General features: G+C 69.5%; 20 protein-coding genes. 17 read left to right on the top strand and 3 right to left on the bottom strand.

Annotation, left to right across the window (positions count from 1 at the left end; translation table 11 throughout):
* Nucleotides 1–144: 144 nt before the first annotated feature.
* Nucleotides 145–891 (top strand): alpha/beta hydrolase, encoded by a 747-nt coding sequence (locus tag A8M77_RS17365; RefSeq protein ID WP_086922762.1) that lies wholly within the window; start codon nucleotides 145–147, stop codon nucleotides 889–891.
* On the opposite strand, the gene tsaD is transcribed toward A8M77_RS17365, so the two are convergent.
* Nucleotides 836–1,888 carry a tRNA (adenosine(37)-N6)-threonylcarbamoyltransferase complex transferase subunit TsaD gene (tsaD, locus tag A8M77_RS17370; protein ID WP_086922763.1) on the bottom strand — a complete coding sequence of 351 codons (1,053 nt, stop codon included), beginning with the start codon at nucleotides 1,886–1,888 and terminating at the stop codon, nucleotides 836–838. The two genes, A8M77_RS17365 and tsaD, sit on opposite strands and share 56 nt — an antisense overlap.
* Nucleotides 1,889–1,973: 85 nt before the next feature.
* Between tsaD and A8M77_RS17375 the strand changes: the two genes are divergently transcribed.
* From A8M77_RS17375 to A8M77_RS17390, 4 genes are all read left to right on the top strand, one after another.
* Nucleotides 1,974–3,254: a nitrate regulatory protein gene (locus A8M77_RS17375; RefSeq protein ID WP_086922764.1), complete on the top strand. Its 1,281-nt coding sequence runs from the start codon at nucleotides 1,974–1,976 to the stop codon at nucleotides 3,252–3,254.
* Nucleotides 3,255–3,542: 288 nt separating this feature from the next.
* Nucleotides 3,543–4,787, top strand: coding sequence for a CmpA/NrtA family ABC transporter substrate-binding protein (locus A8M77_RS17380; protein WP_086922765.1), 1,245 nt, complete (start codon nucleotides 3,543–3,545; stop codon nucleotides 4,785–4,787).
* Between the two features lie 10 nt (nucleotides 4,788–4,797).
* Nucleotides 4,798–5,748, top strand: coding sequence for a nitrate ABC transporter permease (ntrB, locus tag A8M77_RS17385; RefSeq protein WP_086922766.1), 951 nt, complete (start codon nucleotides 4,798–4,800; stop codon nucleotides 5,746–5,748).
* Nucleotides 5,745–6,551 carry an ABC transporter ATP-binding protein gene (locus A8M77_RS17390; RefSeq protein WP_086922767.1) on the top strand — a complete coding sequence of 269 codons (807 nt, stop codon included), beginning with the start codon at nucleotides 5,745–5,747 and terminating at the stop codon, nucleotides 6,549–6,551. Before ntrB ends, A8M77_RS17390 begins: the two co-directional genes overlap by 4 nt.
* 55 nt (nucleotides 6,552–6,606) lie before the next feature.
* Here A8M77_RS17390 and A8M77_RS17395 read toward each other — a convergent pair whose 3' ends face one another.
* A complete protein-coding gene (locus A8M77_RS17395) occupies nucleotides 6,607–7,881 on the bottom strand; it encodes a type IV pili methyl-accepting chemotaxis transducer N-terminal domain-containing protein (RefSeq protein ID WP_086922807.1) in 1,275 nt (424 codons plus the stop codon).
* Between the two features lie 244 nt (nucleotides 7,882–8,125).
* Here A8M77_RS17395 and A8M77_RS17400 point away from each other — a divergent pair, with 244 nt between their 5' ends.
* Nucleotides 8,126–9,397, top strand: a complete 1,272-nt coding sequence (locus A8M77_RS17400) for an MFS transporter (RefSeq protein WP_086922768.1) — start codon at nucleotides 8,126–8,128, stop codon at nucleotides 9,395–9,397.
* Nucleotides 9,398–9,432: 35 nt separating this feature from the next.
* Here the strand turns inward: A8M77_RS17400 and A8M77_RS17405 are convergent, their stop codons facing one another.
* Nucleotides 9,433–11,202, bottom strand: a complete 1,770-nt coding sequence (locus tag A8M77_RS17405) for a bifunctional protein-serine/threonine kinase/phosphatase (protein ID WP_086922769.1) — start codon at nucleotides 11,200–11,202, stop codon at nucleotides 9,433–9,435.
* A gap of 74 nt (nucleotides 11,203–11,276) precedes the next feature.
* Between A8M77_RS17405 and nirB the strand changes: the two genes are divergently transcribed.
* The 11 genes from nirB to A8M77_RS17460 all read left to right on the top strand — a co-directional run bounded on the left by nirB (nucleotide 11,277) and on the right by A8M77_RS17460 (nucleotide 23,658).
* A complete protein-coding gene (gene nirB, locus A8M77_RS17410) occupies nucleotides 11,277–13,745 on the top strand; it encodes a nitrite reductase large subunit NirB (RefSeq protein ID WP_086922770.1) in 2,469 nt (822 codons plus the stop codon).
* A 12-nt stretch (nucleotides 13,746–13,757) separates the two neighbouring features.
* On the top strand, nucleotides 13,758–14,162 hold the full coding sequence (gene nirD / locus A8M77_RS17415) for a nitrite reductase small subunit NirD (RefSeq protein WP_086922771.1): 405 nt from the start codon (nucleotides 13,758–13,760) through the stop codon (nucleotides 14,160–14,162).
* Nucleotides 14,163–14,184: 22 nt separating this feature from the next.
* Entirely contained in the window at nucleotides 14,185–17,037 is a 2,853-nt protein-coding gene (locus A8M77_RS17420) for a nitrate reductase (protein WP_086922772.1), read from the top strand.
* Nucleotides 17,038–17,117: 80 nt separating this feature from the next.
* Nucleotides 17,118–18,032 (top strand): DNA-binding protein YbiB, encoded by a 915-nt coding sequence (ybiB, locus tag A8M77_RS17425; protein WP_086922773.1) that lies wholly within the window; start codon nucleotides 17,118–17,120, stop codon nucleotides 18,030–18,032.
* Nucleotides 18,029–18,817 carry a uroporphyrinogen-III C-methyltransferase gene (gene cobA / locus A8M77_RS17430; RefSeq protein ID WP_086922774.1) on the top strand — a complete coding sequence of 263 codons (789 nt, stop codon included), beginning with the start codon at nucleotides 18,029–18,031 and terminating at the stop codon, nucleotides 18,815–18,817. Before ybiB ends, cobA begins: the two co-directional genes overlap by 4 nt.
* A gap of 58 nt (nucleotides 18,818–18,875) precedes the next feature.
* Nucleotides 18,876–20,006, top strand: a complete 1,131-nt coding sequence (locus tag A8M77_RS17435) for a sterol desaturase family protein (RefSeq protein ID WP_086922775.1) — start codon at nucleotides 18,876–18,878, stop codon at nucleotides 20,004–20,006.
* Entirely contained in the window at nucleotides 20,006–21,250 is a 1,245-nt protein-coding gene (locus A8M77_RS17440; protein ID WP_086922776.1) for an NAD(P)/FAD-dependent oxidoreductase, read from the top strand. Before A8M77_RS17435 ends, A8M77_RS17440 begins: the two co-directional genes overlap by 1 nt.
* Nucleotides 21,251–21,349: 99 nt before the next feature.
* Entirely contained in the window at nucleotides 21,350–21,562 is a 213-nt protein-coding gene (rpsU, locus tag A8M77_RS17445; protein WP_007833691.1) for a 30S ribosomal protein S21, read from the top strand.
* A gap of 114 nt (nucleotides 21,563–21,676) precedes the next feature.
* Nucleotides 21,677–22,126 (top strand): GatB/YqeY domain-containing protein, encoded by a 450-nt coding sequence (locus tag A8M77_RS17450; protein WP_086922777.1) that lies wholly within the window; start codon nucleotides 21,677–21,679, stop codon nucleotides 22,124–22,126.
* A complete protein-coding gene (locus A8M77_RS17455) occupies nucleotides 22,123–22,653 on the top strand; it encodes an NUDIX domain-containing protein (protein ID WP_086922778.1) in 531 nt (176 codons plus the stop codon). Before A8M77_RS17450 ends, A8M77_RS17455 begins: the two co-directional genes overlap by 4 nt.
* A gap of 48 nt (nucleotides 22,654–22,701) precedes the next feature.
* Complete coding sequence (locus tag A8M77_RS17460; protein WP_086922779.1) at nucleotides 22,702–23,658, top strand: helix-turn-helix domain-containing protein; 957 nt, start codon at nucleotides 22,702–22,704, stop codon at nucleotides 23,656–23,658.
* Nucleotides 23,659–23,714 lie beyond the last annotated feature (56 nt).

Below are 23,714 nucleotides of genomic sequence, written 5' to 3' on the forward strand. Positions count from 1 at the left end.
TGCCGGCCTTTTTTATTCCTTGTCTCACAATATGTGCCAATAACGTCACATTTAGTGGCGTTCTTCTTACCTTTTTCCAGTTGCTCGCCTGCCGAACCTTGCTGCGGTCTTCCGCATCGGGTCGTGGGCGACTGACGGAGCCACATGAAAACGCACCTGAAGCCTGCCTTCGACGATTCGCGCTCGGACACCTTGCTGGTCTTCCTGCCTGGGGCATTCCTGAAGCCTGAAGAATTCGAGCGCGAGGGCTTCATCAGCGCCGTGCGCGAGCGCGACCTGGCTGCCGATGCCCTGCTGGTCGATGCCGACGTCTCCTACTACTACGACCAGAGCTTCATCGAGCGGCTGCACGATGACGTGCTCCAGCCGCAGCGCGCGCTGGGCTACAAGACCGTCTGGCTGGTGGGCATCTCGATCGGCGGCTTCGGCGCGCTGATCCACGAACTGGCCAGGCCGGGTACCGTCGACGGCATCGTCACGCTGGCGCCCTACCTGGGCCGGCGCCCGCTCGGCGCGGAGATCCACAAGGCCGGCGGCCTGCGTGCCTGGAAGGCGCCGGAGGGTCCGCCGCCGGACGAGGAAGTCGACCGCAAGCTCTGGCCCTGGCTGCAGCAGTACGCCACCGACAAGCCGGCCAAGGAACTGCCACCCCTGTACCTGGGCTTCGGCCTGGCCGACCGTTTCGCGGCCAACCATCGCCTGCTGGCCGACGCCCTGCCGGCCGACCAGGTGTTCACCACCGAGGGCGGGCACGACTGGCCGCAGTGGTCCCAGCTGTGGCGCCGCATGCTGGACGTGCTGCCGCTGCCCTCGCTCGCCGGCAGGAAGAGCGCGGCTAGCCGAACTGCGGCTCCGACGTTCCAAGCGACGCCAGCGGCCATCGCGGCTTGACGTCGAAGGCATAGCGTTCGGTCGCTTCCTGCAGGCCACCCTGCAGGCGCATCGCGGCGGCCATGGCGATCATGGCGCCGTTGTCGGTGCACAGGTGCAGCTCGGGGTAGTGCACCCGCACGCCGCGCTTCGCGCAGGCCGCATCCAGCTGCGTCCGCAACTCGCGGTTGGCGCCGACGCCGCCCGCCACCACCAGCCGCTTCAGACCGCTTTCCTCGATCGCTCGCAGGGACTTCTTCAGCAGCACCTCGACGATTGCCGCCTGGGTGGAGGCCGCCAGGTCGGCCTTGCGCGCCTCCAACTCGACGCCCAGCTTTCGCGTCTGGGTCAGCACCGCCGTCTTGAGTCCGGCAAAGGAGAAGTCGAGGTCGCCGCTGTGCAGCAGCGGTCGCGGCAGCTTGAAGGCGGCCGGATCGCCCGCTTCCGCCAGCTTCGCCAGCCAGGGGCCGCCCGGGTAAGGCAGGCCCATCAGCTTGGCGCTCTTGTCGAAGGCCTCGCCGGCCGCGTCGTCGATGGTCTCGCCCAGCAACTCGTAACGCCCTACTCCGTCCACCCGCATCAGTTGCGTGTGGCCGCCGGACACCAGCAACGCAACGAAGGGAAATTCGGGCGGATCGGTACTCAGGAAGGGCGACAGCAGATGGCCTTCGAGGTGGTGCACGCCCAGCACCGGCTTGCCGAGCGCGGCGGCCAGCGCGCAGGCCACGCCCGCGCCCACCAGGAGCGCCCCCGCCAGGCCCGGGCCGCGCGTGTACGCGACCACGTCGACATCGGCCAGCGCGCGCCCCGCTTCCGCGAGCACCGACTGCGCCAGCGGCAGAACGCGCCGGATGTGGTCGCGACTCGCCAGTTCCGGCACCACGCCGCCATAGGCCTGGTGCATCGCGATCTGGCTGTGCAGCGCGTGCGCGGCCAGGCGCGGCAGGCCGCCCTGGCCCGCCTCGACGAGCGCTACCCCCGTCTCGTCGCAGGACGACTCGATTCCCAATACAAGCATGCGGCGAGTGTAGAAGGCCCGCCGGACCGGGGCACGAATGTTGCTGCATGCCCGTACGGCGGGCCGACGACCCGCTGCCACCACGATGAAATCCGGCCTGAGCTTCCTGATCGCCGCCCTGCGGCGCGAAATCGACGAACTCGACCAGCTCGCCCGTACCAGCGCGCTGGTCGCCACCATCGGGCGCCTGATCCACGCGCTGCAGCGTGAGCGCGGCCTCTCCAACGTGTTCCTCGCCTCGGCCGGCCAGCGCTTCGCGGACCAGCGCACCGAGCAGGCCACGGCCTGCCTGCACGCGGAAGAGGCGGTGCGCGCCTGCTTCGACCGGCTCGAGGCGGATGCGGGCAGCATTGGCAACGGCGCCCGGCTTTTCAGCCGCATCGCCTGGGTCCTGCCCGGCCTGGACGCCCTCCCCGCCCTGCGCCGCCGGATCGGCGCTGGCGAGTTGACGGCCGCGGAGGCGACGGCCGCCTTCGTCAAGCTCGTCAGCGGCCTGCTCGCAGTGGTCTTCGAGGCGGCTGACGGCGCCACCGATCCCGAGATCTCGCGCCTGCTGGTGGCGATGTTCAACTTCATGCAGGGCAAGGAATTCGCCGGCCAGGAGCGCGCCTGCGGCGCCGCCGCCTTCGCCTCGGGTCGCAACGACGCAGACCGCCAGCAGCAGTGGCTGCACCTGATCGAATCGCAGGAGCGCTGCTTTCAGGTCTTCGTCGAGTTCGCCGGCGACGGAATGGCCGGACTCTGGCAGGGCAGCCAGCCGGCCGCCCAGCGGGCCGAGCAGGAGCGGCTGCGGCGCATCGCCTGCGCCGCGCCCGCCGGCGTGGCCCTCGACCCCGAACTCAGCGCCGCCTGGTTCGACTGCTGCAGTCGCCGCATCGACGCCATGCAGTCCATCGAGGAACGCCTGGCGGCTGACCTGCGGTTGATCTGCGAGCGCAGGATCGCGCAGGCCCGAGCCGAGCTCGAGGCGCACGAAGCCTTGCTCTCGCGACTGCCTGCGGACGCAGGTACGCCCTCCGCGGCCTTCTTCGACGAGCCCCCGATGGAGGAGACACCCCCCCGGACGGCGGGCGCGGCCGCGCCTTTCGGCCGGCAACTGGAGCGCTCGATCCTCGAGATGGTCCAGGACCAATCGCATCGTCTGCAGGCCATGAGCGAGGAACTCGACACCGTGCGCGCAGCCCTCAACGAGCGCAAGCTGGTCGAGCGCGCCAAGGGCCTGCTGATGGCGCACCGCGGACTGAGCGAGGAAGAGGCGCACAAGATGCTGCGGCGCACGGCGATGAGCCAAGGGCGGCGGCTGGTCGAGGTCGCCGAATCGGTGCTGGCCATGGCGGAATACCTGCCAGGAGAGCCCAGGCGCTGAGCGCTTCGTTCCCGATTGGTGCGCCGCACGACAAGAGTGCCGGCCATCGAGCGAAAGCCGAATGGAGCGTAACCCTCGCCAAACGGCCATCAATCGCTATGAATTTCATAGCAATACGCACTGGCACGCTGTTTGCATAGACCAGGCAGGCGGCATTCAACGGCGGATGCAGCCTACCGAACCGGACAAAGGCGTCCCCATCCCGCAAGGGCTCGTTCTCGAGCAGCCCCTGCGCGGTGCGGACGCCTTTTTTGTTTTCTTCTTGTCTTTGAAACCGGAGCCCGCCCCATGAACGACCTGCTGAAACCGAAACTGAGCCGACGCCGAGTGCTGCAAGCCGCTGCCGTGGGCGCGATCGGCATCGACCCTGCGCTACGCGCCGCGGTCTGGGCCCAGGGCTCGGACAAGCCCGAGAAGGAGGAAGTCAAGATCGGCTTCATTCCCCTGACCGACTGCGCCAGCGTCGTGATGGCTTCGGTACTGGGCCTCGACAAGAAGTACGGCGTGAAGATCGTGCCCAGCAAGGAGGCGAGCTGGGCCGGCGTGCGCGACAAGCTGGTCAACGGCGAGCTTGACATGGCCCACGTGCTCTACGGCCTGATCTACGGCGTGCACATGGGCACAGCGGGGCCGAAGAAGGACATGGCGATCCTGATGACGCTCAACAACAACGGCCAGGCCATCACCCTGTCGAAGAAGCTGGCCGACAAGGGCGCGGTCGACGGCGCGTCGCTGGGCAAGCTGATGGCCACCGAGAAGGGCGACTACACCTTTGCCCACACCTTCCCCACCGGGACCCACGCGATGTGGCTGTACTACTGGATGGCGGCCAACGGCATCAATCCGCTGAAGGACGCCAAGGTCATCACGGTGCCGCCGCCCCAGATGGTCGCCAACATGCGCGTGGGCAACATGGACGGCTACTGCGTCGGCGAGCCCTGGGGCCAGCGCGCGATCATGGACGGCATCGGCATCACGGCCGTGACCACGCAGGACATCTGGAAGGACCACCCCGAGAAGGTGCTGGGCACCACCGGCGATTTCGTCAAGAAGTACCCCAACACGGCGCGCGCCGTGACGGCCGCCATCCTCGAGGCCGGCAAGTGGATCGACACCGGCCTGCAGAACAAGAACAAGATGGCCGAGACCATCGCCGACAAGAGCTACGTCAACACCAGCGTGGATGCGATCAACCAGCGCATCCTGGGCCGTTACACCAACGGCCTGGGCAAGAACTGGGACGACCCGAACCACATGAAGTTCTACAACGACGGCGCGGCGACCTTCCCCTACCTGTCGGACGGCATGTGGTTCCTGACGCAGCACAAGCGCTGGGGCCTGCTGAAGGACCACCCCGACTACCTCAAGGTCGCCACCGACATCAACCGCATCGACATCTACAAGCAGGCCGCGGCTGCCACCAAGACCTCGGTGCCCAAGGACGTGCTGCGCACCAGCAAGCTGATCGACGGCACGGTGTGGGACGGGAAGAACCCGAAGCAGTACGCCGATTCCTTCAAGCTGCATGTCTGAGGAGCGCATCATGGTCAGTGCCGTCTTTCATTCGCCGCTCGATGCGGCCACGGGGCACGCGGCGGCTCCGGCCGCCACGCGGAACATCGCGGCCCCGGCCCTCGCCCGGACCGCGGCGCCTGCCGCGGTCCCGGCCGCACAGCCCGTCCACAAGGAGCCCGAGGAGCGCCCGCCGCGCGACTTCAGCTGGATCTGGCTGCGCGTGCTGCCGCCGGTTCTGGGGCTGGCGCTCCTGGTGCTGGTCTGGGAGTTGGTCGCGCTCAAGAGCAGCAACGGCTTCCCGTCGCCGGCCGCCGTCTGGCAGCAGGCAGTCACGGTCTTCAGCGATCCCTTCTACAGCAAGGGGCCGAACGACCAGGGCGTGGGCTGGAACGTGCTGTCCTCGCTGCAGCGCGTGGCGCTGGGCTTCGGCCTGGCGGCCGCGGTCGGCATCCCGGCCGGCTTCGCGATCGGGCGCTTCGGCTTCCTGGCGCGCATGTTCAATCCGCTGATCAGCCTGCTGCGCCCGGTCTCGCCGCTCGCCTGGCTGCCGATCGGCTTGTTGGTCTTCAAGGGCGCCAACCCGGCAGCCATCTGGACCATCTTCATCTGCTCGATCTGGCCCATGATCATCAACACCGCCGTGGGCGTGCAGCGCGTGCCCAGCGACTACATGAACGTGGCGCGCGTGCTCAACCTGTCGGAGTGGAAGATCCTCACCAAGATCCTCTTCCCCGCCGTGCTGCCCTACATGCTGACCGGCGTGCGCCTCGCGGTCGGGACCGCCTGGCTGGTGATCGTGGCGGCAGAGATGCTGACCGGCGGCGTGGGCATCGGCTTCTGGGTCTGGGACGAGTGGAACAACCTCAACGTCGCCAACATCATCATCGCCATCTTCGTGATCGGCATCGTGGGCCTGGTGCTCGAGTTCACGCTGATCCGGATCGCCACCGCATTCACATTCGAAGAGGTGAAGGCATGAGTGATCAGAAGTACATCCAGATCGAGGGCGTCGAGCAGCGCTTCAAGACGCCCAAGGGCAGCTTCCTGGCGCTGCGCGACATCGACCTGCACGTTGCCAAGGGCGAGTTCATCACGCTGATCGGGCATTCGGGCTGCGGCAAGTCCACGCTGCTGAACCTGATCGCCGGCCTGAGCACGCCCACGCTGGGTGCGCTGCTGTGCGCCAACCGCGAGATCAAGGGCCCGGGCCCCGAGCGCGCGGTGGTATTCCAGAATCATTCGCTGCTGCCCTGGCTCAGTTGCTACGAGAACGTCTACCTCGCGGTCGAGCGTGTGTTCTCCGCGACCGAGAACAAGGCGCAGTTGAAGGCGCGCACCGAAGCGGCCCTCGCGCTGGTCGGCCTCAGTGCTGCTGCGCAGAAGCGCCCCGGCGAGATCTCCGGCGGCATGAAGCAGCGCGTGGGCATCGCCCGCGCCCTGTCGATGGAACCCAAGGTGCTGCTGATGGACGAGCCCTTCGGCGCCCTCGACGCGCTCACCCGCGCCAAGCTGCAGGATGAACTGCTGGCGATCGTGCAGAAGACGCACAGCACGGTGGTGATGGTCACGCACGACGTCGACGAGGCGGTGCTGCTGTCCGACCGCATCGTCATGCTCACCAACGGCCCGGCCGCCACGATCGGCGAAATCCTCGCCGTGGACCTGCCGCGACCTCGCGACCGGGTCGCACTGGCGGAAGACCCTGTGTATGTGCACGCGCGCAAGGCGGTGATCGACTTCCTCTACACGCGCCAGGCGCACGTGGAGAAGTCGGCAGCCTGAATTGCGCGGTGTTCCTCGAACTGGCCTGTCTTCACCGGCCGCGGATTCGAAGGGTTCAGGACATGATCACTTGCAGGCTGTGTTCGTACGAGGCGGTCAAGCGGTCGAAGGTGTCCGCCAGCACCTCGCTGGCACGCACCAGATCGGCGCGCCCCTCGGCGCGGTCGGCCTGGCGCACGCCGCGCACCAGCCTGAGCCATTCGTCGCGCGCGCCGCTGAGCGCGGCGCGGATCTCGGGCGAGCTCAGCGGCGCGCGCTCCAGTTCCAGCAGCGAGGCCTCGAAGGCGTCCATCGTAGGCGCCAGGCGCAAGTGCCATTCGCCGCCGCCCAGCAGGGACGCGAGCAGCGCGTCCTTGGCCAGGCGCTGCGCGCGCATGCGCTGCCGGCCGCACAGGTTGACGATGCGCAGCGCCCGCCGCCCGCCCGAGGACTCGAGCGCGTCGGTCAGCGCCTCGGCGGCTGCCAGCAAGGCCTCTGCGCTGCCGTCGATGGCGCCCAGGGCAGCCGGCGACAGACGCGCGTTGAGCGCCGCATCCAGCGCTTCCCAGGCCGCACGCACGGCGGCCAGCGCCACCTTGCTCAATTCGTCCAGCGGAAGGGCCGCAAGATGAGCGAGGTTGTCCTGCACCCGCGCGGCCGACTCGGTGCGCAATGCACGGCTGCGGCGCGCCTCGACGCCGGCCAGCACCTGCGCGGCCAGCCGCGCCAGCCGCTGCGAGAGCATGCGAAGCTGCCCGGCGCGGTTGATCGCCTCCGCCCACTGCGCCGCCTCCACCACCGAGCGCGACAGTTCGCCGACGCGCAGGTTGGCGTGCATGGCCGCACCGCGCAGCAGGCCGAAGGCGGCGTCCTCGTCGATGCCGCGTGCCGACATCAGCAGGCCCTTGGCCCGGTCCACCCATTTGCGCTCGTCCAGGTGCGCGAGCGAGCGAGCCAGTGTGTCGCGCAGCGCAGCCTCGCGCCGCCAGCGTGCCTGGGCGCGCGCCAGCAGGGCGCGCAGGGCCGGTGCATCCAGCGCCGCGGCGGGCGACCAGGCATGCACGCCCGCGTCCACCAGTTCCTCGTGCTGGGACGGCGCAAGCGGACCGCACACCAGGCTGACCGGATGGGGCGGTGCTCCGGCCCAGGCCGTTTGCAAGGCGGCGCGCAGCCCGGCGATCGACGCAGGCTGGTGGACCAGCAGTTGCTCAGGCACCAACATCGAGGCCTGCTGCACCAGCGTGTCGCAGGTGGCGGTGCCGATGGCCGCCGCATCGGCCTGCGCCAGCAGGCGCAGCAGCGGCTCGGCGTCGGTCTCTACATGGGGCAGGACAAGCAGCAGACGGATCATGAAAGGCGAATCGCTGGCGGAGGGTGCGCGCGCAGCATAGGCCAAGCCGGGCAGGCACGGGTCTTGCATCGCGGAAGGCGTGGTGTAACGAAGCACCGCTTTGGTGAAGTCCCCGGCCGCAGCGCCGGCACCTCACCGCCTTCAGCGCCGCCGGTTCCCGGCGGACTCCTCCCCATGCCCCTGCCCACCCGCGCGGTCCCGCTCCCGCCGCGCGGCGGCATGTCGCATTGACGAACCCACCGCCATGTCCACCCGCTTCAAGACCTTCCTGAGTTCCGGCCACTCGCCCACGCTCTTCGCAGCCTTCCTGTACTTCACGTTCTCGTGCTGCATCTGGGTGCTCAACGGCGCCATGGCCCCCTTCATCGGCGAGACCTTCCAGCTGACCCCGGCGCAGAAGGGCCTGATGCTGTCGATCCCGATCATCGCGGGCGCGCTGATGCGCTTCCCGCTGGGCATCCTGGCGCAATACATCGGCCGCAAGAACGCCACCCTGGTGGAGATGGGCCTGATCGCGGTGGCGATGCTGTTCGGCTTCTTCATGGTGCACAGCTTCAACGACCTGCTGGCCATGGGCGTGCTGCTGGGCATCGCGGGGGCCAGCTTCGGCGTGGCGCTGTCGCTGGGCTCGGGCTCCTTCCCGCCGCAGAACAAGGGCCTCGCGATGGGCTTGGTGGGCGCCGGCAACGTGGGCACGGCGCTGTCGGTGCTGGTGGCGCCGCCGCTGGCGCAGTGGCTGGGCTGGCAGGCGGTCTACGGCGTGGCGGCGGTGGCGATCCTGGTGCCGATGGTGGTGATGATGGTGTTTGCTCAGGAGCCGCCAGACGTCGACAGCCATGCCAGCCTGCGCGAGCACGTGGCCTGCCTGTTCGAGAAGGACGGCTGGGCCTTCAGCCTGATCTACGGCATCACCTTCGGCGGCTTCATCGGCCTCATCACCTTCCTGCCGTCGTACTACTACGACCAGTTCGGCGTGAGCAAGGTGCAGGCCGGCCAGCTGACCATGCTGGCCGCCTTCATGGGCGCGGCAGTGCGGGTGATGGGCGGCTGGATCTCGGACCGCTGGGGCGGCGTCAACACGCTCACGGTGGTGCTGCTGGTGGCCGCCGTGACGCTGGCGCTGATCGGCTTCAGCGCCGGCTCGCTGGCCGTCACCACGCTGCTGCTGATCGTCTGCTTCGCCGCGCTGGGTGCGGGCAACGGCGCGCTGTTCCAGCTGGTGCCGCTGCGCTGGCCGACCACCACCGCGGTGGCCGGCTCCATGATCGGCGAGATCGGCGCCCTGGGCGGCGGCGTGGTGCCCAACGCGATGGGTCTGTCGAAGCAGTACTTCGGCACCTACCTCTGGGGCTTCGTGCTGTTCTCGGTGCTGGCGCTGGTGATGCTGGGCGTGATGCGCTTCATGCAGATCCGCTGGACGCGCACCTGGGCCGAGAAGGGCGGCCGCGCACGCACCACGCACACGGCGCCGGTGGTCGATCGCGGCCGCGCCCTGCGGCGGGGCATCGGAGGCTGAACGCGATGCAGCCCCGCCGTCCCCTCCCCCTGCGCTCAGCGCGGCAGGAACAGCAGCCAGAACACCAGCAGCGCGTTGAGCAGCAGCGAGATGGCCAGCGCGATCTTCCACAGCGAGGCGGGGTCGCGCCGGATCAAGGGCGTGGCGCCCGGCGCGCCGATGGGACGGGCCGCGCCGCGCTCGAGCGCGAGCAGCATCTCCTCGGCCGTCTCGAAGCGCTGGCGCGGATCGCGCGCCACCGCCTTGCGCACCAGGTGGTCGAGCCAGATCGGCACGTCGGGCCGGATGCGCGACAGCGCCACCGGATCGCGCCGGTAGCGGGCGCCCTGGTAGGGCTCGATCTCGCCGTAGGGCAGGCGTCCGCCCAGCCACTGGTACAACACCACGCCGAGCGCGAACAGATCACTGCCGGCGTCGGGCAAGGCGCCCTCCCACTGCTCGGGGTTCATGTAGCTGGGCGTGCCCGCATGCAGCTCGCGCTGCGCTGCGCCCTCGCGGCCGGACAGCGCCACGCCGAGGTCGAGGATGCGCCAGTGGCCGTCGTCGCCCAGGTGCAGGTTGCCGGGCTTGATGTCCCGGTGCACCACGCCGTGACGGTGCAGCCGGCCGAGTGCCTTGCAGATCTGGACCGCGGCCGCGACAACCTGGGCCACCGGTGGGCGCGCGCCGCCCTGCCGCATCTGCTCGATGGTGCGGCCGCCATGCCAGTCGAACACGGTGTAGAGCGCGCTGGCCTCGTCGGCGCGGGGATGCACGCGCACGAAGCCGGGCTCACCCCGCGAGTTCATCGGATGGCCTTCGCCCTGGCGGGCTGCGGCGCGGGCGCCTTCGGGCGGCCGGGCGGCGCCCACCCGCTGCCCCAGCCAGGCCTCGTGCGCCAGCATGGCACGCTCCTCGGGGTCGCTGGCGCGCGAAGGATGCAGCGTCTTGATCGCCACCAGCGCGCGGGTCTGCACATCGCGGGCCTGGTAGAGCCGGTGCACGCCGGTGTCGGCCACCAGCGCGGTGATCTGGTAGCCGTCCAGCAGCTCCCCCACCTTGAGCGCGGCGGGCGGCGCGAGCCGGCGCGCATCGCCCAGCTCGTCGTGCAGCTGGCGCGCATCCAGCCCCAGCACGCGGATCACCAGCGCAGTCGCGTTGTCGCGGGTGCCTGCGGCGATCGCGGCATCGACCAGCGCATCGCTGGCCTGCTGCGCGTTCGTGGCCAGCGCCAGCTCGGCCACGCGCGCAGGCTTGAGCACGCCGTGCACGCCGTCGGTACTCAGCACGAAGCAGTCGCCCACGCGCAGCTCGCCCTGCATGTAGTCGACGCGCACGTGGTCGTCCAGGCCGACGGCGCGCGTCAGCCGGCTGCGCAGGTCCGGATGGTCCAGTGCATGGTCGACCGTCAGCGGCATGGCAGCGCCCTCCCCCTGGCGCACGCGCCAGGCGCGCGTGTCGCCCACGTGGGCCAGCGTGTAGCTCTGCCCGTGCAGGGCCAGCGCGGTCAGCGTGGTCATCGCGCTGTCCTGGCGGCGGCGCCGGTTGTGGTCGGCCAGCCAGGCGTTCTGGGCGGCGATCAGGCGGTCCATGGCGACCGTCGGCTCCCAGGTGTCGGGCGTGGCGAAGTAGTCGCCCAGGAGGCCGATCACCGTGGTCTGCGCCGCCTCCAGGCCATGGCCGCCGGACGACACGCCGTCGGCGATGGCCGCGATCAGCCCGCGCGACTCCTCCCCGCGCGGCGCATGCACGGCGCCGGCGAAGTCCTCGTTCTGCGGGCGCGGCCCGCGATGGCTGCTGTAGCCGATCTCCACCTCGAAGCTCATGGCGCGCGATTGTCCACGCAGCACGCCATGCCCCCGCTTTGACCCACTTTGATTGAGTCCAGAAAGGTCCACCGATGAAGAAGATGAAACTCGTGATGGTCGGCAACGGCATGGCCGGCGTGCGCACCATCGAGGAGCTGCTCAAGATCGAGCCCGAGCTCTACGACATCACCGTCTTCGGCGCCGAGCCGCATCCCAACTACAACCGCATCCTGCTGTCGCCGGTGCTGGCGGGCGAGCAGACGGTGGACGAGATCATCCTCAACAGCTGGGAGTGGTACGCCGAGAACAACATCACCCTGCACGCCGGCAAGAAGGTGGTGGAGGTCGACCGCGTGAGGCGCATCGTCCGCGCCGAGGACGGCACCGAGGCCGCCTACGACCGCCTGCTGATGTGCACCGGCTCCAACCCCTTCATGCTGCCGGTGCCCGGCAAGGAGCTGAAAGGCGTGATCGCCTACCGCGACATCGCCGACACCGACTACATGATCGAGACCGCGAGGACCCACAAGAACGCGGTGGTGATCGGCGGCGGCCTGCTGGGCCTGGAAGCCGCCAACGGCCTGATGCTGCGCGGCATGAACGTGACCGTGGTGCACGTCATGCCCTGGCTGATGGAGCGCCAGCTCGACGACGTGGCGGGCAAGCTGCTTCAGAAATCGCTGGAGGACCGCGGTCTCAAGTTCGCGATCGGCGCGCACACGCAGGAGCTCGTCGGCGGCGAGGACGGCCGCGTCAAGGCGATCCGCTTCAAGGACGGCACCGAGGTCGCGGCCGACCTGGTGGTGATGGCCGTGGGCATCCGCCCCAACGTGGACCTGGCCCAGAAGATGCGCCTGCACTGCGAGCGCGGCATCGTGGTCAACGACACCATGCAGACCGTGACCGACGCACGCATCTACTCGGTCGGCGAATGCGCCGCGCACCGCGGCGTCGCCTACGGCCTGGTGGCGCCCCTGTTCGAGCAGGCCAAGGTGGCGGCCAACCACCTGGCGCATTTCGGCATCGGCCGCTATTCGGGCTCGCTCACCTCCACCAAGCTCAAGGTCACGGGCATCGACCTCTTCTCCGCCGGCGACTTCATGGGCGGCGAGGGCTGCGAGGAGATCGTGATGAGCGATCCCTTCGGCGGCGTCTACAAGAAGCTGGTGATCAAGGACGACAAGCTGGTCGGCGCCTGCCTCTACGGCGACACGGTGGACGGCAGCTGGTACTTCAAGCTGCTGCGCGACGGCCGCAGCGTGCACGACATCCGCGACAAGCTGATGTTCGGCGAGTCCAACATCGGCGACACCGGCCACGAGGGCCACAGCAAGGCCGCCAGCATGCCCGACGAGGCCGAGGTATGCGGCTGCAACGGCGTGAGCAAGGGCGCCATCTGCAAGGCGATCAAGGACAAGGGCCTGTTCACGCTCGAGGAAGTCAAGAAGCACACCAAGGCCAGCGCCTCCTGCGGCTCCTGCACCGGGCTGGTGGAGCAGATCCTGATGTTCACCGCCGGCGGCGACTACTCCGCCGCGCCGAAGAAGAAAGCGATGTGCGGCTGCACCGACGCCAGCCACCAGGACGTGCGCGACGCGGTCCGCAAGGAGCACTGGCTCACCCATGCGGAGGTCTACCGCGGCATGGGCTGGCGCACGCCCAACGGCTGCTCCAGCTGCCGTCCTGCCATCAACTATTACCTGATCTCGACCTGGCCCAAGGAGGCGAAGGACGATCCGCAGAGCCGCTTCATCAACGAGCGCAGCCACGCCAACATCCAGCGCGACGGCACCTACTCGGTGATCCCGCGCATGTGGGGCGGCCACACCACGGCCGACGAGCTGCGGCGCATCGCGGACGCGGTCGACAAGTACAAGATCCCGACCGTCAAGGTGACCGGCGGCCAGCGCATCGACCTGCTGGGCGTGAAGAAGGAGGACCTGGCCGGCGTCTGGCAGGACATCGGCATGCCCTCGGGCTTCGCCTATGCCAAGTCGCTGCGCACGGTGAAGACCTGCGTGGGCAGCGAGTGGTGCCGCTTCGGCACGCAGGACTCGACCCAGATGGGCAAGGACCTGGAGCGTGCGCTGTGGGCCATGTACTCGCCGCACAAGGTCAAGCTGGCCGTCTCGGGCTGCCCGCGCAACTGCGCCGAGGCCGGCATCAAGGACGTGGGCGTGATCGGCGTCGACTCGGGCTGGGAGCTCTACGTCGGCGGCAACGGCGGCATCAAGACCGAGGTCGCGCAGTTCCTGGTCAAGGTGAAGACGGCCGAGGAAGTGATGGAGTACTCGGGCGCCTTCCTGCAGCTCTACCGCGAGGAGGGCTGGTACCTGGAGCGCACGGTGCACTACATCGGACGCGTGGGCCTGGACTATGTGAAGAAGCGCATCCTGGAAGACGCCGAGGGCCGCCGGACGCTGTGGGAGCGCCTGCAGTTCGCGCTGGACGGCGAGCCCGACCCGTGGTTCCAGTCAAGCCAGGCCGCGGTCGACGTGCGCCAGTTCCAGCCCGTCGCCGATGTGACCGCCGTCGATGCCGCCACCCCGCAAGCAGCCTGAAGGAAAGCAGCCATGAGCGAATGGAAAGCCATCTGCCGCGTCGACGACATCCCCGTGCTCGGCGCGCGGCGCGTCGCCCGGCCCGCAGGCCTCGAAGTGGCGGTGTTCCGCAATGCCGAGGACCAGGTCTTCGCCCTCCTCGACCGCTGCCCGCACAAGGGCGGGCCGCTGTCGCAGGGCATCGTGTTCGGCACCAGCGTGGCCTGCCCGCTGCACAACTGGTCCATCGGCCTGGACGACGGCTGCGCGAAGGCGCCCGACGACGGCTGCACGCCGCGCTTCGCGGTGAAGGTGCTGGACGGGGTGGTGCACCTGGATGCGGACGAGCTCGCCACGCATGCCACCAACCTGGAGCGACCGGTCGCCGGTCCCGCAAGGCGCGTGGTCTTGTCCCCTCTCCCCCTGGGAGAGGGCTAGGGTGAGGGCACCGAGCGTTCCCATGGACACGCCCATTGCCCTCACCCCCACCCTCTCCCAGAGGGAGAGGGAGCCAAGGCAGACGCGCTCGACCTGTCCTTACTGCGGTGTGGGCTGCGGGGTCATCATCGAATCCGATGGCGCGCAGATCACCGGCGTGCGCGGCGACCCCGAGCACCCGGCCAACTTCGGCCGGCTGTGCACCAAGGGCTCGACGCTGCACCTCACGGCCAGCGCCGCCGTCACGCGCCAGACGCGCCTGCTGCGCCCGATGCGGCGCGCCCAGCGCGGCACCGCGCCCGAGGCCCTGGGGTGGGACGAAGCGCTGGACACCGCCGCCGACCGCTTCGCCCGCGTCATACGCGAGCACGGCCCCGACGCGGTCGGCTTCTACGTCTCCGGCCAGTTGCTGACCGAGGACTACTACGTCTTCAACAAGCTGGCCAAGGGCCTGATCGGCACCAACAACATCGACACCAACTCGCGCCTGTGCATGAGCAGCGCGGTGGCCGGCTACAAGAAGACGCTGGGCGCCGATGCGCCGCCGGCGTGCTACGACGACTTCCAGCACGCGCAGTGCCTCTTCATCGCCGGCAGCAACACGGCCTGGGCCCATCCGATCCTGTTCCGCCGCATCGAGGACGCCAAGGCCGCCAACCCGGCGATGAAGATCATCGTGGCCGATCCGCGCCGCACCGACACCTGCGAGATCGCCGACCTGCACCTGGCGCTGCAGCCGGGCACCGACGTGATGCTGTTCCACGGCATGCTGCACCTGATGCTGTGGGAAGGCTGGACCGATGCGGCCTACATCGCGGCCCACACCAGCGGCTTCGACGCCCTCAAGGCCACCGTGCGCGACTGCACGCCCGACCGGGTGGCGCAGGTCTGCGGCATCGCCAGGGAGGACCTGCTGGAGGCGGCGCGGCTCTTCGCCACCTCGGCGGCGACGCTCAGCCTCTACTGCCAGGGCCTGAACCAGTCCTCCTCCGGCACCGCCAAGAACGCGGCGCTGGTCAACCTGCACCTCGCGACCGGCCAGATCGGCAAGCCGGGTGCCGGCCCGTTCTCGCTGACCGGCCAGCCCAACGCGATGGGCGGGCGCGAGGTGGGCGGGCTGGCCAACCTGCTGTCGGCGCATCGCGACCTGGCCAATCCCGCGCATCGCGCCGAGGTGGCCGCGCTCTGGGGCGTGCCCTCGGTGCCGGAGAAGCCCGGCAAGACCGCGGTCGAGATGTTCCAGGCGGCGGCCGACGGCGAGATCCGCGCGCTGTGGATCGCCTGCACCAACCCGGCGCAGTCCATGCCCGACCAGGCCACCGTGCGCCGGGCCCTGCAGCGCTGCGAATTCGTGGTGGTGCAGGAAGCCTTCTCCACCACCGCCACCTGCGACTTCGCCGACCTGCTGCTGCCGGCCACCACCTGGGGCGAGAAGGACGGCACCGTCACCAACAGCGAGCGCCGCGTCTCGCGCGTGCGCAATGCCGTGCCGCGCCCGGCCGAGACGCGCGACGACTGGGTGATCGGGGTCCAGTTCGCGCGGCGCCTCGAAGCCCGGCTCGGGCGCGCCGACACGCTGTTCCCCTATGCCGATGCCGAGTCGGTCTGGAACGAACACCGCGAAAGCACGCGCGGCCGCGACCTCGACATCACCGGCATGAGCTACGCCATGCTCGACGCCGCGCCGCAGCAGTGGCCGCTGCGCGAGGGCGAGAGCAGCGGCCGGGCCCGCCTCTACGAGGACGGCGTGTTCCCCACGCCCGACGGCCGCGCGCGCTTCGCCGACGTGGCCTACAAGCCGGCGGCGGAGGCGCGCGAGGCCCGCTACCCCTTCTCGCTCAACACCGGCCGGCTGCGCGACCAATGGCACGGCATGAGCCGCACCGGCACCCTGGGCCGCCTGTTCGGCCACGTGCCCGAGCCGACGGTGCAGATGCATCCGCAGGACATGGCGCGGCGTCAGCTGAAGGACGGCGACCTGGTGCACGTCACCTCGCGCCGGGGCTCGATCCTGCTGCCGGCGGCGGGCAGCACCGATCTGGGCCTGAGCCAGGCCTTCATCGCCATGCACTGGGGCAGCGAATTCATCAGCGGCAGCTCCAGCACCGGCGAGCTGCTCGCCGGCGTGAATGCGCTGACCACCTCTGCCTTCTGCCCCGACTCGAAGCAGCCCGAGCTCAAGCACGCGGCGGTGAAGATCCTCAAGGCCGAGATGCCCTGGTCGCTGCTGGCCCTCGCATGGCTGCCGCAGGACACGTCCCTGGAGGCGCGCGAGGCCCTGCGCACGCTGATGGCCGCCTTTCCCTTCGCGAGCTGCGTGCCCTTCGGTGCGGCCGGAGCCCTGCAGGAAGGCGTGCCGCAGCGCGGCGGCGTGCTGTTCCGCGCCGCAGCCTACGAGGCGCCGCCCGACGAACTGCTGGTCCGCATCGAGCGGCTGCTGGGCCTCGGCGGCCAGGACAGCCTGCGCTACGTCGATCGCAAGCATGGCCAGCGCCGCACCGCCCGCCTGGTGCGCGAGGGCCAGGATGCCCACCTGGAGGCCTTCCTCCTGGCCGGCGACACCCGCGCCGAGGCCTGGATCAGGACCCTGCTGCAGGAGCGCCTGCCGGCCCAGTCCTATGGACGCCAGCTGCTCAAGCCGGGCTCGGCCGCACCAGCCGGCGTGGCCGCGCGCGGCAAAGTCGTGTGCAGCTGCTTCGGCGTGACGCAGACAGCGATCGTCGACGGCCTCGCCGCTGCATCGGGCACCGAGGACCAGCGCTTGGCCACGCTGCAGGGCGCGCTGAAGTGCGGCACCAACTGCGGCTCCTGCCTGCCCGAGCTCAAGCGCATGGTGCGTGCGGGCACCACGCCGGCCTTGGCGTTGCAGCCATGACGGCCAGTGCACTTGCTGCCGACCGGGGCATAAGCGGCCTCCCGATCAGGCATAAGCCTTGCGGGACAATCCGGGCACCCATGGGAATCAGCCACTACATCAAGGAAATCGGGCGCGGCGCGCGCGGCGCGAAGCCGCTCGACCGCGAGCAGGCCCGCGACCTGTTCAGCCAGGTGCTCGACGGCAGCATCAGCGACCTGGAGATGGGCGCGTTCTGCCTGGCCATGCGCATCAAGGGCGAGACGCCCGAAGAGATGGCCGGCTTCCTCGATGCCACGCATGCGCGCCTGGCGCGCATCCCGTCCGCGGGCCGGCCGGCCGTGGTGCTGCCCAGCTACAACGGCGCGCGCAAGCTGCCGGTGCTCACGCCGCTGCTGGCGCTGCTGCTGGCGCGCGAAGGGCTGCCGGTGCTGGTGCATGGCGCGGCCACCGAATCGGCGCGCGTGCTCTCGTCCAACGTGCTGGCGGCGCTCGACGTGCCGCCGCTGCGCGCGGTCCGGCCCATCGCCGACGGCGAAGTGGCGTTCGCGCCCACCGAGCTGCTCAGCCCCGGCCTCAAGCGGCTGCTCGACGTGCGCCGCGTGGTCGGCCTGCGCAATCCGGGCCACAGCGTGGTCAAGCTGATGCAGCCCTGCGAGGGTGACAGCGTGGTGGTCGGCAGCTACACCCACCCGGCCTATGCCGAATCCATGGCCGCCACCTTCGAGCTGATGGACATGACCGCCCTGCTCTCGCGCGGCCTCGAGGGCGAGAGCGCGGCCGATCCGCGCCGCACTGCCCAGGTCGACGGCTTCGTGCGCGGGCGCCGCATCCCCTTGCAGGCGCAGCAGCCCGGCACCCTGTCCGAGGTGCCCGGCCTGCCGGCCGAGATCGACATCGCCACCACCGCCGACTACACCCGCCGCGTGCTGGCGGGCCAGGCGCCGGTGCCGGAGGCCATCGCACAGCAGGTCCGCCAGGTCCTGCAACTGACCCACGAGCTGGAGCGCGCATGAATCATTTGTCCCATCACGGCAGTTGCACCCTGGTCGGTGCCGGGCCCGGCGACCCTGAACTGCTGACCGTCAAGGCCGTCAGGGCCATCCAGGCCGCCACGGTGCTGCTGGTCGACGACCTGGTGAGCGAAGAGGTGCTGGCCTATGCCCGGCCCGGTGCGCGCATCGTCCACGTGGGCAAGCGCGGCGGCTGCAAGAGCACGCCGCAGGCCTTCATCGAGCGGCTGATGATCACCGCGGTGCGCGAGGGCGAAACGGTGGTCCGCCTCAAGGGCGGCGACCCCTTCATCTTCGGCCGCGGCGGCGAGGAGGTGGAGCACCTGCGCGAGGAAGGCATCGAGGTGCGCGTCATCAACGGCATCACCGCCGGCCTGGCCGCCGTGACGGCCCTGGGCGTGCCGCTCACCCACCGCGATCATGCGCAAGGCGTGGTTTTCGTCACCGGGCATGCCAAGACCGGCCACGCCGCTGCCGAGCACCCGACCGACTGGCGCCAGCTGTCTGCCACGGCGCGCGATGCGCGGCTCACGCTGGTGATCTACATGGGCGTCTCGGGCGTGGCCCATATCCAGGAGCAGCTGCTGCACGGCCTGCCCGGCGAGACGCCGGTGGCGGTGATCCAGCATGCCAGCCTGCCGCAGCAGCGCCACGTCACGACGACCCTGGCGCGCCTGCCGCTCGACCTGGCGGCGGCCGGGCTCGGCAGCCCGGCGGTGATCGTCGTCGGAGACGTGCTGCGCGGCATCGCGGCCGCGGGCTTGCCGGCAACGCGCTTCGGCACCTGAATCGGCTGCCACGGCCCACTAAAATTCCCGCCCAGGACAACAACAGGCGGAGAAGGACATGCGGGAGCTCGAAAAACTCGGCGAATTCGTCGACAGCCACGGCGAGCTGCAGCGCGGCCGTGGCCTGGTCACCGGCACCATCGCCTTCTCGCTGGCGATCCTGTGCTTCCTGGGCGTGCTGGTCTTCCACTTCCCGCAGTACCTGAGCACGCCCGAGCTGCGCCGCAGCTACAACGTCGACGTGATGCGCATGGTGCTGCTGACGGCGATGGTGATCGCGGGCGGGCTGTCGCTGGTAAACATCATCTTCAACCGCTCGCGCTGGCTCTCCTCCTTCGCCTTCCTGCTGGTGGCGGCAGCGGCGCTGCTGGGCGGGCACAAGGTGCCGGTCAACGACTTCGCGGACAACACGCCCTACATCGGGCTGGACTGGTTCATCCTCGACCTGCTGGGCTCCTCGCTGATCTTTATCTTCATCGAGAAGCTGTTCGCCCACCGCAAGGAGCAGCCGGTGTTTCGCGCCGAGTGGCAGACCGACTTCCACCATTTCGTGGTCAACCACATGATCGTGGGCTTCGTGCTGCTGGCCACCAACCTGCTGGTGCACAAGCTCTTCGGCTGGGCCGCCAACGACGGCATCCGCGGCTGGATTGCGGGGCTCAACTTCTGGGTGGGGCTGCTGTTGATCATCCTGGTGGCCGACCTGGTGCAGTACTGGACCCACCGCGCCTACCACGAGGTGCCGCTGCTGTGGCGCCTGCATGCGGTGCACCACAGCGTGAAGAGCATGGACTGGCTGGCCGGCTCGCGCCAGCACATCCTGGAACTGCTGATCACCCGCACCCTGGTGCTGGCGCCCATCTACGTGCTGGGCTTCAGCAAGGAGGTGATCGACGCCTACATCGTGGTGGTGGGCTTCCAGGCCGTGTTCAACCATTGCAACGTGAGCGTGCGGCTCGGGCCGCTGCGCTACGTGATCGTCACGCCCAACTTCCACCACTGGCACCACAGCCAGGACGACGAGGCGATCGACAAGAACTACGCCGCCCACTACGCCTTCCTCGACTACCTGTTCGGCACCGCGGTGAAGAGCACGCGGCTCTGGCCCGAGCGCTACGGCGTGGTGGGTGACTACGTGCCCAACGGCTTCTTCAAGCAGCTGAAGTTTCCCTTCGTGTGGAAGGGCTGATGCAGGGCGCGGACGCGTTCGACGTCGTCGTCATCGGTGCCGGCGCTGCAGGACTTTTCTGCGCGGGGCTGGCAGGCCAGCGGGGCCTCAAGGTGCTGCTGCTCGACCATGCCGAGCGCGTCGCCGAGAAGATCCGCATCTCCGGCGGCGGCCGCGCCAACTTCACCAACCGCGACCTGGACGTGCGCGCGCCGCAGCGTCACTTCATCGGCGGCAACCCGCATTTCTGCCGCTCGGCGCTGGCGCGCTACACGCCGCAGCAGTTCATCGGGTTGGTCGAGCGCCACGGGATCGCCTACCACGAGAAGCACAAGGGGCAGCTGTTCTGCGACGGGCCCTCGCAGCAGATCATCGACATGCTGCTGGCGGAATGCGCAGCCGGGGGCGTGACGCACTGGCAGCCCTGCGGCGTGGACGAGATCGCCTTCGCGTCCGACGAGGGTTACCGCCTCCAGACCCGCCGGGGCGAGGTCCGGGCGCCCCGGGTGGTGGTGGCGACAGGCGGCCTGTCCATTCCCCAGATCGGCGCCAGCGACTTCGGCTACCGGATCGCCACCCAGTTCGGCCTGCGCGTGGTCACGCCCCGGCCCGCCCTCGTGCCCCTGACCTTCGGTGGGGAAGCCTGGGCGCCGTACGCCGACATGGCCGGCCTGGCGCTGCCGGTGCAGATCGCCACGGGCAGCAAGAAGGAGCGAACCGCCTTCCTCGAAGACCTGTTGTTCACGCACCGTGGCCTCTCGGGCCCGGCGGTGCTGCAGATCTCCAGCTACTGGCAGCCCGGCGCCCCGCTCACCATCGACTTCGCGCCCGGCGTGGACACGCAGGCGGCATTGGCCGAAGCCAAGCAGCGCTCCCGCAAGCGCATCGCCAACGAACTGGCCGGCCTGGTGCCGGCGCGGCTGGCCGATGCCTGGGTGGGCCAGGACGCCGCGCTGCAGCGCCCGATCAACGAGGCGGCCGACCGCTCGCTGGCAGCGCTGGCCGAGCGCATCGCCCGCTGGCAGATCACGCCCAGCGGGACGGAGGGCTACAAGAAAGCGGAAGTCACGGCCGGCGGCGTGGACACCCGCGACCTGTCCTCCCAGACCATGGAATCGAAGCAGCCCGGCCTCTACTTCATCGGCGAGGTGGTGGACGTGACCGGCTGGCTGGGCGGTTACAACTTCCAGTGGGCCTGGGCCAGTGCGCATGCCTGTGCGGAAGCCCTGGCGGCCAATGCCGATCACGCTATAATCACGGGCTAACTTTGGCCTTCCCTCAACGGCCCATCCTTTTCGTGTTGAGGAAACCCGGCCCGGGGCCCCGATCTTCCCCAGGCCAAAATTCAAGCAACCGATTTATCAATGACCACCATCCGCGTTAAAGAAAACGAGCCTTTCGACGTCGCCCTGCGCCGCTTCAAGCGCACCATCGAAAAGCTCGGCCTGCTGACCGATCTGCGCGCCCGCGAGTTCTACGAAAAGCCGACCGCCGAGCGCAAGCGCAAGAAGGCCGCAGCAGTCAAGCGCCACTACAAGCGCGTGCGGAGCATGCAGCTGCCCAAGAAGCTGTACTGAGCTGGCACCGCTGAACCGGCCTCCAAGCCGGTAACCAATCAAGAGCCACGAGCCGCGCCAGGGAAATCCTGCCGCGGCTCTTGTCATTTTTCGCCCACCGAGAAAGAGAACGCCATGAGCCTCAAGGACCAGATCACCGAAGACATGAAGACCGCGATGCGCGCCAAGGACTCGGAACGCCTGGCCACCATCCGCCTGCTGATGGCCGCGATGAAGCAGAAAGAGGTCGACGAGCGCGTGGCGCTCGACGACGCCATGATCGTCGGCGTCATCGACAAGATGGTGAAGCAGCGCAAGGACTCGGTCGCCGCCTTCACCCAGGGTGGCCGCGCCGACCTGGCCGACAAGGAAACGGCCGAGATCAAGGTGCTGGAGGTCTACCTGCCGCAGCGCATGGGCGCGGAGGAGATCGCCGCCGAGGTCAAGGCCATCGTCGCCGAACTCGGCGCCAAGGGCCCGGGCGACATGGGCAAGGTGATGGGCGCCGTGAAGACTCGCCTGGCCGGCAAGGCCGACATGGGCCAGGTCAGCGCCGCCGTCAAGGCCGCGCTCTCGGGCGCATGAGCCGCTGGTCCGCTCCCAAGGCGAATACCGCAGCCGAAGGCGAAGGTACCCCTGTGAGCGTGCCGCAGTCACCGGTCCTCAAGGCCTGCGCCTGCCTGGTCGACGACCGGGACCGCCTGCTGGTCTTCTTTCATCCTGGCGATGGCGGCATGCAGCTGCCCAAGGGCACCATCGAGCCGGGCGAAGCGCCGGAGGATGCGGTGCGCCGGGAACTGCTGGAGGAATCGGGCATTGCCTACGAAGGCGTGCTGCAGCCGCTGGGCACGCTGGAGCGCGAATGCGAGGCCGGCATCGAGGGCAATGTGGAGAGGCACGCCCAGCTCTGGCACCTGTTCCTGATGCGCGCCCAGGGCCCACTGCCCGAGCAATTCGAGCATGTGGCCATGGGCAGCCCGGAGGAAGACGGTCTTGTCTTCCGCTTCGTCTGGCTGGCGGCCGACGCGCCGCTGGACGGTTTCACCCCGCCCTACGTCCGCGCGATCGACAAGGTGCGCGCTGCCCTGTCCGCCCCGCTTCCCGGCGCCTAGCCGCTCCTCTATAGTCCGGGCCGGCCCCTCGGGCCTGGAGACCGCGCCATGGACAATCCCGCACGCCGGTGGAGCACGGATGCCGTGCCTCGTTCGCAGCGCCTGGACTACTGGGTCGGCGCGGTCTGCGAGGCCTTTCTCGAGATGGACGTCACCAGCTCGCAGCGAGAGGACTTCGGCGCCAGCCTGCTGCACCAGCCGCTGGGCGCGATCGGGGTCAACCGGGTCCAGGCCAGTGCGCAGCACGTCTACCGCACCCATTCGGCCATCGGCCGCAGCCGGCAGAACTTCTACTACCTCCTCAGCCAGTTCGACCGGCCCTGGGGCGTGGCCCAGCGCGGGCGCGAGGCGGCGCTGGCCCCGGGCGATGCGGTCCTGGTCGATTCGCGCGAGCGCTACGAATTCCATTTCGGCCAGGGCGTGCATTGCGCATCGATGCAGCTGCCCATCGCCTGGGCCGAACGCTGGCTGCCCGCGGGCTCCGACAGCGTGGCGCGGCGCATTCCGGGCGACCAGGGCTGGGGCCTGGCGCTGCGGGGGCTGCTGGCCAACCTGTCCCCGGAGTTCGCCGCGGCGCCCGGACTACCGCCGATGCTGATCACCGACCAGCTGGGCGTGCTGCTCAGCCTGGCCATGCCCGGCGCGGACGCGCGGTCCGATGCGGGCGACGCCGGCACCCGCCAGCGTGCCATGGAATTGCTGCGCCAGCGCCTCGGCGAACCCGGCCTGGTCGCCCAGGATGTGGCTGACGCGCTGGGCCTGTCCCTGCGCAGCCTGCACCGCGCCTTCGTGCCGGGCGAGAGCTTCGCCCGCTCGCTGCGCCGGCTGCGCATGGAAGAGGCCGCCCGTTTGCTGGCCTCCGGCCGCTTCGCCCGCCTCGACGTGGCCGAGATCGGGCGCCGCTGCGGCTACCTGGACGCCTCGCACTTCGTGCGTCATTTCCGTGCCGCGTACGGCCTGACGCCGGGCCTCTATCGCCGATCGATCGCTGGCGCGGCGGGCTGACGCGCAACGGCCACGTGCGTGGCACGCAACGGCCAGCAACCCGGACGTGCCCCCGC

Source organism: Variovorax sp. JS1663 (assembly GCF_002157355.1).
In the GTDB taxonomy this organism is placed as follows: Bacteria; Pseudomonadota; Gammaproteobacteria; order Burkholderiales; family Burkholderiaceae_C; genus Variovorax.

Coding starts and splice junctions, on each gene's coding strand:
- A8M77_RS17375 (WP_086922764.1), top strand. CDS start 1,974: ATGAAATCCGGCCTGAGCTTCCTGATCGCCGCCCTGCGGCGCGAAATC.
- A8M77_RS17440 (WP_086922776.1), top strand. CDS start 20,006: ATGCAGGGCGCGGACGCGTTCGACGTCGTCGTCATCGGTGCCGGCGCT.
- ybiB (WP_086922773.1), top strand. CDS start 17,118: ATGGGAATCAGCCACTACATCAAGGAAATCGGGCGCGGCGCGCGCGGC.
- A8M77_RS17450 (WP_086922777.1), top strand. CDS start 21,677: ATGAGCCTCAAGGACCAGATCACCGAAGACATGAAGACCGCGATGCGC.
- rpsU (WP_007833691.1), top strand. CDS start 21,350: ATGACCACCATCCGCGTTAAAGAAAACGAGCCTTTCGACGTCGCCCTG.
- A8M77_RS17435 (WP_086922775.1), top strand. CDS start 18,876: ATGCGGGAGCTCGAAAAACTCGGCGAATTCGTCGACAGCCACGGCGAG.
- A8M77_RS17455 (WP_086922778.1), top strand. CDS start 22,123: ATGAGCCGCTGGTCCGCTCCCAAGGCGAATACCGCAGCCGAAGGCGAA.
- nirD (WP_086922771.1), top strand. CDS start 13,758: ATGAGCGAATGGAAAGCCATCTGCCGCGTCGACGACATCCCCGTGCTC.
- nirB (WP_086922770.1), top strand. CDS start 11,277: ATGAAGAAGATGAAACTCGTGATGGTCGGCAACGGCATGGCCGGCGTG.
- tsaD (WP_086922763.1), bottom strand. CDS start 1,888: ATGCTTGTATTGGGAATCGAGTCGTCCTGCGACGAGACGGGGGTAGCG.
- ntrB (WP_086922766.1), top strand. CDS start 4,798: ATGGTCAGTGCCGTCTTTCATTCGCCGCTCGATGCGGCCACGGGGCAC.
- A8M77_RS17365 (WP_086922762.1), top strand. CDS start 145: ATGAAAACGCACCTGAAGCCTGCCTTCGACGATTCGCGCTCGGACACC.
- A8M77_RS17460 (WP_086922779.1), top strand. CDS start 22,702: ATGGACAATCCCGCACGCCGGTGGAGCACGGATGCCGTGCCTCGTTCG.
- A8M77_RS17395 (WP_086922807.1), bottom strand. CDS start 7,881: ATGATCCGTCTGCTGCTTGTCCTGCCCCATGTAGAGACCGACGCCGAG.
- A8M77_RS17405 (WP_086922769.1), bottom strand. CDS start 11,202: ATGAGCTTCGAGGTGGAGATCGGCTACAGCAGCCATCGCGGGCCGCGC.
- cobA (WP_086922774.1), top strand. CDS start 18,029: ATGAATCATTTGTCCCATCACGGCAGTTGCACCCTGGTCGGTGCCGGG.
- A8M77_RS17400 (WP_086922768.1), top strand. CDS start 8,126: ATGTCCACCCGCTTCAAGACCTTCCTGAGTTCCGGCCACTCGCCCACG.
- A8M77_RS17380 (WP_086922765.1), top strand. CDS start 3,543: ATGAACGACCTGCTGAAACCGAAACTGAGCCGACGCCGAGTGCTGCAA.
- A8M77_RS17390 (WP_086922767.1), top strand. CDS start 5,745: ATGAGTGATCAGAAGTACATCCAGATCGAGGGCGTCGAGCAGCGCTTC.
- A8M77_RS17420 (WP_086922772.1), top strand. CDS start 14,185: ATGGACACGCCCATTGCCCTCACCCCCACCCTCTCCCAGAGGGAGAGG.